Source organism: Variimorphobacter sp. HTMS_6 (assembly GCF_059717775.1).
The window spans coordinates 4061334-4074696 of sequence record NZ_AP046094.1; the positions used below are offsets into that span (position 1 = coordinate 4061334).

The following is a 13363-nucleotide window of genomic DNA, read 5'->3' on the forward strand; positions in this document are numbered from 1 at the left end:
AGGATATATCCATAAAGTGGTTTTTACATAGTCTTAAGGATTAAATTGCTAAGTAAATGATAAAAATAAGAATAAGTACAAGTAAGATTGTATTGGAGGATAAACATGAAATTAAAATTAAACGATGAATTTTTAAATCAATATAAGAATATGGTTAGCCCACTAAGCCCGCTCGGTGAGTTTGTTTACCTACGTACATATGCAAGATACCTAGAGGACAAGAAGAGAAGAGAAAATTGGTATGAAACAGTACTGCGAACAACAATGTACAATGTTGATTTGGGAATTCGTTATAAAGAAAAACATAATATTACCATTGATATGACTAAGGAGGAAAAGGAGGCAAAACTTTTATTTGATAATTTGTTTCATCTAAGGAGTTTCACTTCCGGCAGAACGCTGTATATGGGAGGAACTGAGATCGTAGAAGAGTATCCTCTTTCAAACTACAACTGTTCCTTTACAGATATTATGAGCTTTCATGATTTGGTGGATGTTTTTTATCTGTTAATGGTAGGAAGCGGGGTAGGAATCCGAATTGATAAAAATAGAATAATGCAATTTCCTAAGACCAGATCTTTTGAACTGAAGAGCAGGTATGATGGGTTGCTTCGGCTGGTTACATTAAAGGAGGATATGGAGCATACCACTTTAATAAGGGATAAGGCTGATACAACGAAGACAACCCTAAGGATCGGTGATAGCAAAGAGGGCTGGTGTGAAGCACTTGAACTTTATTTTAAACTGATTGTAGCTGAGGATTATCAGGATATTAATACTGTTACGATAGATTATAGCTATGTAAGGCCGGAGGGGGAACGTCTAAAACGCTTCGGTGGAAGAGCCTCAGGTCACAAATCCATTCAAAGAATGTTTGAAAAGATACATCATGTAATAAGTGTGCGTGAAGAAGGAAGATTAAAAACAATCGATATCCTTGATATCGCTACTATTATCAGTGAAAATGTTGTATCCGGCGGGGTCAGACGAAGTGCGATGATGGTTATATGTGATGAAGATGATGATGAAGTGATCAATGCGAAAAGAGATATCTATAAGGTGGTGGATGGAAACTGGATTGAGGATACCTCTATCTCGCACCGTAAGATGAGCAATAATTCTGTACTATATACAAAACGCCCCTCTATCGACAAGATTAAGGATATTATTGAATCTATACGAATCAACGGAGAACCTGGATTTATCAATGCTACAGAGGCAGGAAGAAGGAAGGATACCTTCCGGGGATGTAATCCATGTGGCGAAATCCTGTTGCAATCGAAGCAATGCTGTAACCTGACCACGAATAATCTCACCGCATTTGTGAAAGAGAATTATCTGGATGTAGAGGAACTGAAAAGGGTACTAGGGCTTTCCACCAGAACAGCGATTAGGATGACTCTTGTTGAGGTTGAGCTTCCGGAATGGAACAAAATTATGCAAGAGGATCGTATCATCGGAATCTCGCTGACCGGCATGATGGATATGGTGAATAAAGTTGGGATGAGTTATAACGAGCTTGGGCAGCTGCTTGATGAATTAAGAGATACTGTCCATAAAGAAGGAGAACGTTATTGCAAAGAGCTTGGGATAAACACACCGAAGCTCATGACAACAATTAAACCGGAAGGAAGCTTATCCACACTTCCTTGTGTTAGTTCCGGTGTTCATTATTCCCACTCCAACTACTATGTGAGAAGGGTTAGAATCTCAGTAACTGATCCTTTATATCAAATGATTGAGCGTTTAGGTTGTTATCCAATTTATAATGAAGTTGGTCAATCCGATGAGAACTGCACAGTAAAGGTAATTGAATTTCCTGTTAAAGCCCCTGAGGGCAAGACAAAATATGATGTTGGTGCAATTGAACAATTGGAATTATATAAAATAACAATGGATCATTGGACAGATCACAATACTTCTATTACAGTTCATGTAAGAGAGAATGAGTGGGATGATGTGATTCTTTGGGTATATGATAATTTTGATGTTATGGTGGGAATTACCTTACTCCCTTTATTCGAAGAAACCTATCCATTGCTCCCTTATGAGGCAATCGAGAAGGAGGAATATGAAAGTAGAATTCTTGAGATGAAGCCACTCGATTATGAACTCCTTGCAAAGCTCGATGATGCGGAGGATTGGGAGATCATTGATAAGGAATGTGAGAGCGGTGCGTGCCCGATTCGTTGACACAACATTCAACATAGCGTTTTTACCACTCAAATGGGTTAATAATTAAAGATAGGGAACATAAAATATAGTAATTATACCCGTGAGGTAAATCTATGTTAGTTCTTTATGAAGTGAAGCCCCAAGATACGATCAGCTCAATTGCTCAGCAATTTAATATTAGTGAAGAAAGATTAATTATGGAGAACCAATTGGATCCTAACAATACGTTAAGCGTTGGTCAGATTATTATTGTTGCAAATCCGTCACAGACCTATACCGTGAAGGAAGGAGACACATTATACGGGATTGCTCAGGAGAATGATGTTACCGTCATGGACTTATTAAGGAATAACCCGGAACTTAGTAATCAAAATGTTCTAGGAGTAGGTGAGGAGCTTGTTATTCGTTACGATACGAAAGAGAGGCAAATCGGAGTGAACGGAATGACATTTACTTTTATAGATGAAGAGACACTTAGAAAAAGCTTGCCTTTTTTAACTTATATTACAATTATGGGATCACAGGTTCAATACTCAGGAGTGGTAAATGATATTAATGACACTGATATTATTCAATTGGCGAATCAGTATGGAGTTGTTCCACTTTTACTGATATCCACTTTGTCTGAGTCAGGTCAGGGTAATCCTAACCTTAACCATATAATATTTAGCGATGTGGCTTTACAGAGCACATTAATCGAAAATATCATTGAGAAGCTAAAACAAAAGGGTTATCAAGGAGCGGTGTTTGGGTTTGAGAATGTGCAGGAACAAGACCGTGAGCGATATACGGACTTTATTGTAACAGCTTCTGCACGTTTGCATGAGGAAGGACTTCTATCCGGGGCAGTACTCGTCCCTGATACCTTCGGATATGCGCAAGGGTATCCTATTGATCACAATTACTTCGCTAGAATCGGTCAAAGTGTCGATCAAGTGATATTACTATCCTATCAATGGGCAACCAGCTATATACCACAATTTTATCAAACAACCTATCTATATCTACGAGATTATGTTAGGTATGCCGTCTCACAGATAGCGCCGGAGAAAATATATTTAGGGATTACCAGAATAGCATATGATTGGGAGCTTCCTTATGTAGAGGGTGAATCCATTGTAACATCGCTTACATTACCGAGAGCAATTGCTCTGTCAAATTATGAAGGAAGCACCATATACTATGATGAAACTACACAGATTCCATATTTTGTATACACGGATTTTGGTGTTAAACATATCGTATGGTTTAAGGATGCCAGGCAAATCATTGCGTTATTAGAACTGGTGAATGAATATAACCTGGGAGGTATCTGTGTATGGAATATCATGTATTTTTATAATATTTGGTTGATTGTAAATACTAAGTTTGATATTACAAAGGTACTTCCTGTGACATGATACGAATAGTCCTTTCACAATTAGCACTTCCTTTTCTACTACATATCAGTTATAATTTTGACAGTAATACGAAAGGAAGTCAAAAATAATGAAGATTTTAATCTTTTTGTTATTAATATTTTTATCGATATTTTCAACAGGTGTCTTTTTTGCATTAACATATAGCGCAAGTTCGAGACGTCGTAAAATGGCGCGACTATATAAGGGTGAGTTGGATTATACTCAGACAGTAAGTTTGGTTGGGATAGAATCCATAGAGATACAGCGTTTTAGTGAGGATGTCTTCTTCGTGGAGAGTGAATCACAGGAGCTGATTATTAGTGAATATAAGTCCCGTAAGGTATTTAACAATGATTATGCGGAGGCAATAACCGAGGGCAACCGGTTAATAATTACCGGTGTTGATTCAGGAACGCGTAACACGAAGAAATATTACAGAAGAAGTGAGTTTGGTATACCTGCTTCCTATAAGGGAAGGATAATGGTTGGTGTTACAAGCGGCAATCTGTATTCTGACATTAATCTAAATCTGGCACAATTTAAGGCCAATAGTGAGAGCGGAGATATTCATCTGGAGGAAGTGACTGCTGAGGATATCGAGGTAACAACAAGGAACGGCCTGGTGACGGTTATGAAAGCAGAGGGAAATCGAAACGTTCGATCGGAAAGCGGATATATTAAAATCTCTTCGGGCAGCGGTGATAGTGAGGTAGAATCTGTATCCGGTGGTATCACATTACTAAATAATTCGGGATTTGTGAAGGCAAGTACTGCAAGCGGTGGGGTGTTAATCACCTCGAAGAAGGGTGGAGGAATTATCCATTCCGCTACCGGAAGAATAGATTATACACTGCAAGAGATAACTGACCCGGTATCACTCACATCTGGAAGTGGTGATATTATGGTTCATTTGAATGATAAAGATAGTTTTTTCTTTAATGCAACCAGTGAAAACGGCGTAATTAACACCTACTTCAACCAACAGGAGACACATAACGAACAGGGAAGACAGGTGGTACAAGAGGTTGGTGTGAATCCATCCTTCACGTTTGAGATTGCTACCACATCCGGTGATATAACAGTAAATCGCTACTAATATATCCTGAGGTGAATCAATAAATTACATTTACAAAATTAGAAATTTAGGTTATAATTGTTAATAATATGACAAATAGTTCGTACTGATAACGAGGGTTAGCCCGAGTGGTAAGGCGAGAATAGAGAATACCTTATATCCTGATTTTTAAGTTCAAGGTGTTAAGTATGTAGTGTGCTGAAGCTTTGTTATTCTATACAGGAGATGATGGGCGAATACTATCCTTGTACCTTACCGGTATAAGGATTTTTTTATGGGAAATTTATAGAAAGCGAGTGGATCGTATGACGAATATGAAGGAATTAATTAAGAAATTAGAAGAACAAAGAATTTTATCAAAAGAAGAGTTTGTTCAGCTTCTCTCGGAGATATCACCGGAGGATACAGAATTTTTGAGAGAACGTGCACAGGCGACCGCACAAAAGTGTTTTGGTAATAAGATATATACCCGTGGGTTAATCGAGTTTACAAATTACTGTAAGAATGATTGTTATTATTGCGGTATCCGTAGAAGCAATCGTGATATAGAACGTTATCGACTTACCAATGAGCAGATTTTAGAATGCTGTCAGGAAGGACATCGTCTTGGTTTTCGAACCTTTGTATTACAGGGTGGGGAAGACGGAACTTATTCCGATGAGGATGTTGTTGATATTATTAAGATGATTAAGAAGGATTTCTCAGATTGTGCGATTACCTTATCCATTGGAGAAAGAAGTTATGAAAGCTATAAGAAGTTCTTCGAGGCAGGTGCTGACCGTTATTTGTTAAGACATGAAAGTGCGAATGAGGAGCATTATAGTAAGCTTCACCCGGAGAATTTAAAGTTAGAGAATCGTAAGCAATGTCTTAAGAATCTCAAAGAGATCGGCTTCCAGGTGGGAGCGGGCTTTATGGTAGGATCACCGTTCCAAACATTAGAGAATATTGTTGAGGATTTGCTATTTATTAAGGAGCTTTCTCCTGAGATGATCGGTATAGGTCCTTTTATACCGCATCATGAGACTCCATTTGCAGAGTATACACAGGGAACATTGGAGCAGACATTAAAGCTGATTAGCATCATACGATTAATGATGCCTAACGCGCTGATTCCTTCCACTACCGCACTGGGAACCATCAATCCAAATGGTAGAGAATTCGGTATGCAACATGGAGCAAATGTTGTAATGCCAAATTTATCGCCTACTTCAGTTCGTAAAAAGTATGAATTATATGATAATAAGATCTGTACCGGTGATGAGGCAGCAGAATGTCGTTTTTGCTTGGAGAGAAGAGTAAATAAGATCGGATATGAATTGACCGTGGATCGCGGCGATTTCTGTGCGATTCCGTAAATAAATTAATGAAAGGGAACCATCTGATAGATTACTGGGACAGTAGATTGGTAGAGGAATGGATTACAATTACCGGAGTACATATTACCCTAATATCAGTGGAATAAGGAGAGAAGATCATGTATGATATAAAATCAAAAAAAGCACAGGAATTTATTAATCACGAAGAAATATTAGAAACCCTAGAATATGCAAAAGCGAATAAAAACAATAGAGAATTAATCGATAGCATACTAAAGAAGGCAGAAGAGATGAAGGGCATCTCCCATCGTGAAGCCTCCGTGCTTTTAGAATGTGAACTTGAGGATGAGGTTCAAAAGATATATGAACTTGCAATTAAAATCAAGGAGAGATTTTATGGCAATCGTATTGTAATGTTTGCACCGTTATATCTGTCTAATTACTGTGTGAATGGTTGTGTATACTGTCCATATCATTATAAGAATAAACATATTCCTCGTAAAAAGCTAACGCAGGAGGATATTAAGAGAGAAGTTATTGCACTTCAGGATATGGGTCATAAGAGATTGGCTTTGGAGGCTGGTGAAGATCCGGTAAATAATCCACTTGAATACATTCTTGAAAGTATTAAGACAATTTACTCCATCAAACACAAGAACGGAGAAATCCGTCGTGTCAATGTGAACATAGCAGCAACTACTGTGGAGGATTACCGTAAGTTAAAGGATGCAGGAATCGGTACTTATATTCTGTTCCAGGAGACCTACCATAAGGAATCTTACGAGGAGCTACATCCAACCGGTCCAAAACATAATTATGCTTATCATACAGAAGCAATGGACAGAGCGATGGAAGCTGGAATTGATGATGTAGGCTTAGGCGTTCTGTTCGGTCTAAATATGTATCGTTATGATTTCGCGGGAATCCTGATGCATGCAGAACATCTGGAGGCAGCACAGGGTTGTGGACCTCATACCATCAGTGTGCCACGTATCAGACCTGCGGATGATATTGATCCAGATTCGTTCCAGAACTCTATCTCCGAGGATATCTTTGAGAAAATCGTTGCAATCCTTCGTATTGCAGTTCCTTATACAGGACTTATCGTATCAACCAGAGAATCTCAAAAGAGCAGGGAGAGAGTATTAAAGCTCGGTGTATCCCAGCTCAGCGGCGGTTCAAAGACCAGTGTTGGTGGGTATGCCTGTGAGGAAGAGGATGAAGAAAGCTCCGCTCAATTTGAAGTAGATGATACCAGAACGCTGGATGAAATCGTAAATTGGCTTCTTGGTTTAGGTCATATTCCAAGCTTCTGTACCGCCTGTTACCGTGAAGGAAGAACGGGTGACCGTTTTATGTCACTGGTGAAATCCGGTCAGATTGCGAACTGCTGTCAGCCGAATGCGCTTATGACCTTGAAGGAGTACCTGATGGATTATGCATCCCCGGATACACAGGCGAAGGGAGAGGCCTTGATTGAGAAGGAGATGGTTAAGATTCCGAATGAAAAGGTTTATAATATCGCGAAAAATAACCTCACAGAAATCAAGAATGGTAAGAGAGATTTCAGATTCTAGTATATTCCCAGAATATTGAATTTTCAGATGCATAAACAGGAATGCATATGATACAATAGAATTCATAAAGCAAAATAGTTAGAAGTGAATGCTTTTGTTGCTAGTCGCAAAAGGATTCACTTCTTTTCAATATTCATACAGTTGCTTAAGAATATATGTTTTATAATTCTTAGGGTATATAAATGAATGTGCATATTATAAACATTTTTATAAAAACCGTTACTTTGATACTCACCTAAAGAAGAACGATAGGAGGAAAACACTATGAATAAATTAAGTTCACCGGAGGCAACCCAACTTCATATCGGAATCTATGGAAAAAGAAATAGTGGAAAATCGACCTTAATCAATGCTCTGATCGGAGATAACTTATCACATCTTTCTGATGTGGAAGGAGCAACGATGGATTCTGTATATAAAATGATTGAAATTGAAGGAATCGGAGCCTGTGTATTAATTGATACCGTTGGCTTTGATGATGATGGATCTATGGCACAGAATAGAATTGAAAAAACAAAATTAGCCATGCAAAAGACGGATATTGCATTGATCGTATGTAGCGATGAGGATGTTACCCTTGAGCTTGAGTGGGCGAAAGAATTCAGAGCACGCAAGGCTCCTGTTATCATGGTAATTAATAAGATTGATCAGATTACGAATACGGATAAAATCCGTAATAAGATACATGATTCAATTAAGATAGAACCTCTTAAAATCAGCGCTATCTCAAGAATGGGAATTGAGCGAATTAAGGAAGAGATTATTCATAATCTACCTCAAGTTATTATTACTGAAAAAGCGGTAGATGAAAGTGTTCAAGAGGAGGATACGGTTCTTATTGTTTTATCACAAGAGCTCTCTGTTTTATCAGAAAGCCTTGTGACGAGTTATATTCATACATTAACAGAACTTTTAATTCAAAAATGTATCGTGATTACCACAACAGAAGATAAATTTGAAGGTGCGCTCTTAAGTCTAACAGATGTTCCAAAGCGCATAATTACAGATAGTAAGTCCTATCAAGAGATATCAACCAAAGTACCGGAGGGGAGCAGTATTACAACCTTCGGGTGTTAATGGAAGGATTTCCAGAAGGGGCCGTCAATATTGATATAATCATTGAGGTCTTCAAAAGGGATCGCGAATTTAGGAAATCCGGACGCATAAGGAGCGATTTCATATGGATAAAAATAAATAGTAACGCTGTGAGAGGATAGCATAAAATTCGGCTTTTCGGAGATACCCTTGAAGCTGTCTTGGAAGTACTTTGAATCATCGGATGAACTATCATCAATAATCTGATTTTTTATTGAATTATTAATTACAGTGGCATAGTCGCTACCACTCGTGAATAAGTCCTTGAACTGATAAAAACTGCCGTCGTTCGTATCAATATAATAGAAATCCATGATTGGCATGCCATGTGCGGCTCCAAAGTTAAAATCATATCCGTCCTTTTCAATGATCAGTAGATTTTTCATCAGCTTAGCGTTGAACGTGTCTGTAGCAGATAGTTTATCCTTTTCCCTTAATCCGGCTCTGTTATCAACAAAACGACTTTTCAGTGTAGCATTAATTTTGTTCTGTACATAAGAATTAGAAAGTCCTGAAAGTACGGGATAATATACCGCTACATATTTGTTGGGCTTATACTTAACTTGCTTAACAGTAATGTTATCTGTCAACTTTTGAGTGGTTATATTTTGCCAAATTACAGTACCATCCGTCTTATAATAGGTGAGATCACGATCAATAGAAGCTTTAATCACGTTGCCGTATAAGGTTAAAGTACCTCGTCCCTCATACTTCGGTAAATGGGAAGCGGGCTTCCCGTTTGTATCAATGAAATAGGTATATTTACTGTCGGTAACAGAAGCGTAACCATTATGAAAGCTACTGATATCATATAAAATATAATTGGTCAGCTGAACTCCGCTTGATTTAAACAGTGCAGCAGGCATCGCACTTGTCGTCACACCATTATGCTGTCTTTTTAATGCAAATATATTGTCGCCCATGTAGATGATCTCACTGTAGACTGCTTTGAATACAACATTTCCTTTCAAATCAATTACACCATAACTGCTAGCCTTATTATTAAAATAGATGATATATCCATCTTCGATATCGATGGGGTTATATTTTGTATTTAATTCATAAGTTTCAAAGATTTTACCGGTTTGATCGATTTTTAGATATACCCCATCCCCTTTGTAGGCGTATGCAATATGATCCTTGTTAAAGTTGCCGGCATATAGATACTGTGGTTTGATGATTTCATTACCGTTCCCATCAACATAACCATAAAGGTCTTTTTTGTCGCTTTTTTTTGAGATTACGGAGAATCCATTTGCAAAATCTGAGATCATATTCTTGCTTGTATAAATAATATTACCTGCGGTATCAATTAATAGATACTGACTGCCCATATAAACGACTGCGTACCCGTCATGAAAATCGTTCGCCATAGTGAATGCGGGGTTTATCACATAATCGCCTTTACCACTGATATACCCATAAGTTGGAACATCATCAACCATCTCGTATGTAGGATACACTCCGGGATCATTCTCTGAACCAATAACAGGCCCTTGGGTAACAGAGGGTAGCGGGGTCATGGTTGATTTTGGAGTGATATTTATAGATTGATTTATTTCTTTCTTAACATCATGCTTCGTTATCATTATAATAGTTATTATACTAATTATAATCAAAAGTAAGGCACAAATTAACGTGATGGTACGAGCTCTCATAGAGATAATCCTCCTCAAAAACGAATATATAAAAATAATCGAATGATTTATAATAGTATGTGATAAATCATTCGTTATCATGTTTCCTATGATAATACTATTAATACTAATTATTATAAGTTGAAATAAGGGGATAGTAAAGAGAATCCATATTAAATCTATGTCACGTTTGTATTACACAAAATTAATATAATTTATATAACTTTAAAGAGAGATAGGGGTATGTTGCAATACAAATAATTCTATTAAGGAATAATGTTATTTGCCTCACACACAGGTTGGAAGAACAGCATTCATATTTTTTCTTCCAAACAGTGCATTATGGCAATATAACATTATTCCTACAAATTATTTATCTTGTAGCGCCCCCACAAAGTTTGTTCCTGATTAATCCTTGGCTCAAACTTTATATGCACATAAATCCTGCGCAGGAATGGAGGTTGGGAATGAAGAAGGTACCGAATTATTTGACGATATTAAGAATTATACTAACACTCGGATTACCGTTAATGGTTTATCATAATTGGATTTTTATTACGCTGTTCCTGTTATGTGGAATTACCGATGTGCTTGACGGATATGTTGCGAGGAAGTTTGACTGTAAGACTACACTTGGTGCAAAGCTAGATTCCATCGCCGATACCATCCTTTTTATTACATTAACCGGGTGCATCTACTTAATGATGGGAGATAAGCTGAGGCAGTATCTTGTATGGCTTTTAGCGATTATCACTGTACGAGTGGCAAATGTTCTAATTGCATATGTAAAATATAAATGTTTTCTTATGATACATACTCTAGCCAACAAGGCTACCGGAATGTGCATTTATATCGTAGTGGTTTTATATCAGCTTTACCCGGTGGATGCGATTGTCTATATTGCTTTGTTTTTTGCGCTGCTATCCGCCCTGGAAGAGACTTTAATTCATATAACACAAAAGAAGCCTGATCCGAATCGAAGAGGGTTGTTCCTTCGCCTGTAGGGTTAACCAACGACTTCATATAGCTGCTTAAGAATATATGGTTTGCATTTCTTGTTTTACATAGGATTGTGCATAGTGATTATTGAGGTTATGACTAGGGTATGGTTTATGATACTTATATCATATTTGGAATACTATAATAAATATAATAAAAATATAATTAAAGTTATTCTTTATATAATTTTTAATAAAATTAAATATTGACTTTAACATTATTAAGATTTAGAATGATAATAGGAAATATGAGGAAGGAGGTATTGAGATGGCAATAGATATTATTCCGGATTGGATTGCTAATCTGGAAGAAGAAGATGTGACATTCATAAAAAGGTTTTTGATGGCATCAGGATCCTTGAAAGAGATTGCTAATCAATATAGCGTGACCTATCCGACAGTGCGACTACGACTTGATAAGCTGATTCAGAAAATTCAAATCAGCGATGACACAACGAATGACCCATATGTATCATTGATTAAGAGGCTGGCGGTAAATGATAAGCTAGATTTCGATACAGCAAAGATTTTAATATCAGAGTATAAGAAACAAAAGGAGGGGAAACATGGTAACTATGAGTAGTTTATGGATACTAGTTATGGAGTTGATTGTATTTTTAATTATAGTAGCAGCCATAATAGTGGGTTTGATTTTTCTGATACTTTACTTTATTCGCTATAATGCAAAGCAAAAAAGCCAGTACAACAACGATAAAGGCAACTATCAGAGTAATCATCAGAATGAAATTGATAAGATGAACATAAATGACCTATAAAGATATCGACTTTGTTAAAATAATAAACAGTAGGAACGATGGTATAACAACACAGTTCTTACTGTTTATTTATTTTGAAAAGCCTCTTATTATATAATATATTTGATTTCTGCATTTTCAAAAATGCAATTAATTTCACGAATGAAAAATTCCTTGATTTCAGCTAACTGATCTTTCCGATACACATATTTACCATAGCCGAACTGGCCGTATTTGAAGGTTCGTTCTTCATCCGTCATTGGCAATGTATTGTCCGGGAATACCTCGGTGATGATATTTTTTGCTCTGGTGGTATAGCGATGTGATATTACTTCGAAGGTCAGTGGATGGTGTAATTGTTCTGGTAGTGATGCTTTTATATTCAGTAATAACTGGTGGTAATCCTCCTCCCAACCCTCATATAAAAAGATCGGTGCAAGTATAAAACCTAGTGGGTAGCCGGCGGATAGAATCTTTTTGCACGCTTCGATACGCTTGGAAGAAGAGGGAGTACCTTTCTCAAAATCAAGGATCACCTTCTCTGTATTCAGGGTGAAACGAATCTCAGTGTGATTATTATGAGGGGCATCTAATAAGGTATCGACATCTGTGAATTTTGTAACAAAGCGAAAACGCCCCTGTTCATTATTACTAAAATATATTATGGTATCGCGCAAAAGTCCTGAATAAGGCTCCACCGGTACCGGGTCAGAAGTTGCAGACCCTTCGAAGATTGTGATGTCAGGCAAACGTTGATTAATGTAATCTTGAGCCTGCCCAAGAATATTCTCAAGGTTAACATTGATCCTCATATATGGCTTATCTCCTAGATTCGTGTTCAGATAACAATATTGGCATTGGCCGCTACATCCGGACATAAGGGGAAGCTGATAATGTGCGGAGGGCTTACAGGATTGGAAAGCACCTCCCTTTTTTATACCCACGACTAGGGTTTTCTTACCATAACGATAACGCTCATACAGGTTATCACCTATTAGATTTTCTTTGATTTTATTTCCGCGTAATTCTATGATTTCAATATCTTTTTCCTTTACAAATCTTTGATAAATCTTTTTCCCAAGCTCGTAATCTAACGCGTTTTTTTCAAATAATATCAGACTTGGAGTAAACATAACACACGTATAATCCAATTATCCTCTTTCGAGGGTGTTTGGATTATTTCCTTTCTCCCCAAAAGAGTTGGGGTAATCTTATTACTCCGTTATAATAATAAAGCACTGTGGATTTGTTTCTATAATACTACAGCCATGACTGTTCAGAGGTGACTCAGACCACAGCTTTTCGTCTTCACTGGTAATTAGCTAGTTAACG

Annotated in this window: 11 protein-coding genes; 9 read left to right on the plus strand and 2 right to left on the minus strand. The window is 37.3% G+C overall.

The annotated features are described in order from the left end of the window. Nucleotides 1-105 precede the first annotated feature (105 nt). The 6 genes from nrdJ to AC6IWN_RS18370 all read left to right on the plus strand — a co-directional run bounded on the left by nrdJ (nt 106) and on the right by AC6IWN_RS18370 (nt 8623). Complete coding sequence (gene nrdJ, locus AC6IWN_RS18345; protein WP_497989487.1) at nt 106-2193, plus strand: ribonucleoside-triphosphate reductase, adenosylcobalamin-dependent; 2088 nt, start codon at nt 106-108, stop codon at nt 2191-2193. Between the two features lie 95 nt (nt 2194-2288). Then, entirely contained in the window at nt 2289-3575 is a 1287-nt protein-coding gene (locus AC6IWN_RS18350) for a LysM peptidoglycan-binding domain-containing protein (protein WP_497989489.1), read from the plus strand. Nucleotides 3576-3663: 88 nt separating this feature from the next. Further along, nucleotides 3664-4671 carry a DUF4097 family beta strand repeat-containing protein gene (locus AC6IWN_RS18355; RefSeq protein WP_497989491.1) on the plus strand — a complete coding sequence of 336 codons (1008 nt, stop codon included), beginning with the start codon at nt 3664-3666 and terminating at the stop codon, nt 4669-4671. 293 nt (nt 4672-4964) lie between these two features. Further along, nucleotides 4965-6008, plus strand: coding sequence for a [FeFe] hydrogenase H-cluster radical SAM maturase HydE (gene hydE, locus AC6IWN_RS18360; protein WP_497992223.1), 1044 nt, complete (start codon nt 4965-4967; stop codon nt 6006-6008). A gap of 119 nt (nt 6009-6127) precedes the next feature. Continuing rightward, entirely contained in the window at nt 6128-7546 is a 1419-nt protein-coding gene (hydG, locus tag AC6IWN_RS18365) for a [FeFe] hydrogenase H-cluster radical SAM maturase HydG (protein WP_497989493.1), read from the plus strand. Between the two features lie 264 nt (nt 7547-7810). Further along, complete coding sequence (locus AC6IWN_RS18370; RefSeq protein ID WP_497989495.1) at nt 7811-8623, plus strand: GTPase; 813 nt, start codon at nt 7811-7813, stop codon at nt 8621-8623. Here AC6IWN_RS18370 and AC6IWN_RS18375 read toward each other — a convergent pair. After that, nucleotides 8620-10299, minus strand: a complete 1680-nt coding sequence (locus tag AC6IWN_RS18375) for a DUF3298 domain-containing protein (protein WP_497989497.1) — start codon at nt 10297-10299, stop codon at nt 8620-8622. The genes AC6IWN_RS18370 and AC6IWN_RS18375 overlap by 4 nt on opposite strands. 446 nt (nt 10300-10745) lie before the next feature. Between AC6IWN_RS18375 and AC6IWN_RS18380 the strand changes: the two genes are divergently transcribed. The 3 genes from AC6IWN_RS18380 (at nt 10746) to AC6IWN_RS18390 (ending at nt 12052) form a co-directional block, all read left to right on the plus strand. Beyond that, nucleotides 10746-11282 carry a CDP-alcohol phosphatidyltransferase family protein gene (locus AC6IWN_RS18380; protein ID WP_497989499.1) on the plus strand — a complete coding sequence of 179 codons (537 nt, stop codon included), beginning with the start codon at nt 10746-10748 and terminating at the stop codon, nt 11280-11282. A gap of 262 nt (nt 11283-11544) precedes the next feature. Continuing rightward, nucleotides 11545-11859, plus strand: a complete 315-nt coding sequence (locus AC6IWN_RS18385; RefSeq protein ID WP_497989501.1) for a DUF2089 family protein — start codon at nt 11545-11547, stop codon at nt 11857-11859. After that, a complete protein-coding gene (locus tag AC6IWN_RS18390) occupies nt 11843-12052 on the plus strand; it encodes a hypothetical protein (protein ID WP_497989503.1) in 210 nt (69 codons plus the stop codon). Before AC6IWN_RS18385 ends, AC6IWN_RS18390 begins: the two co-directional genes overlap by 17 nt. Nucleotides 12053-12141: 89 nt before the next feature. On the opposite strand, the gene splB is transcribed toward AC6IWN_RS18390, so the two are convergent. Continuing rightward, the gene (splB, locus tag AC6IWN_RS18395; RefSeq protein WP_497989505.1) at nt 12142-13182 is read right to left on the minus strand and encodes a spore photoproduct lyase; all 1041 of its coding nucleotides are present in this window, start codon (nt 13180-13182) and stop codon (nt 12142-12144) included. Nucleotides 13183-13363 lie beyond the last annotated feature (181 nt).

Excerpts from the sequence above, each read along its gene's own strand:
- AC6IWN_RS18350 (WP_497989489.1), top strand. The coding sequence starts at position 2,289 with ATGTTAGTTCTTTATGAAGTGAAGCCCCAAGATACGATCAGCTCAATT.
- AC6IWN_RS18380 (WP_497989499.1), top strand. The coding sequence starts at position 10,746 with ATGAAGAAGGTACCGAATTATTTGACGATATTAAGAATTATACTAACA.
- AC6IWN_RS18370 (WP_497989495.1), top strand. The coding sequence starts at position 7,811 with ATGAATAAATTAAGTTCACCGGAGGCAACCCAACTTCATATCGGAATC.
- AC6IWN_RS18390 (WP_497989503.1), top strand. The coding sequence starts at position 11,843 with ATGGTAACTATGAGTAGTTTATGGATACTAGTTATGGAGTTGATTGTA.
- AC6IWN_RS18385 (WP_497989501.1), top strand. The coding sequence starts at position 11,545 with ATGGCAATAGATATTATTCCGGATTGGATTGCTAATCTGGAAGAAGAA.
- nrdJ (WP_497989487.1), top strand. The coding sequence starts at position 106 with ATGAAATTAAAATTAAACGATGAATTTTTAAATCAATATAAGAATATG.
- hydG (WP_497989493.1), top strand. The coding sequence starts at position 6,128 with ATGTATGATATAAAATCAAAAAAAGCACAGGAATTTATTAATCACGAA.
- AC6IWN_RS18375 (WP_497989497.1), bottom strand. The coding sequence starts at position 10,299 with ATGAGAGCTCGTACCATCACGTTAATTTGTGCCTTACTTTTGATTATA.
- hydE (WP_497992223.1), top strand. The coding sequence starts at position 4,965 with ATGAAGGAATTAATTAAGAAATTAGAAGAACAAAGAATTTTATCAAAA.
- AC6IWN_RS18355 (WP_497989491.1), top strand. The coding sequence starts at position 3,664 with ATGAAGATTTTAATCTTTTTGTTATTAATATTTTTATCGATATTTTCA.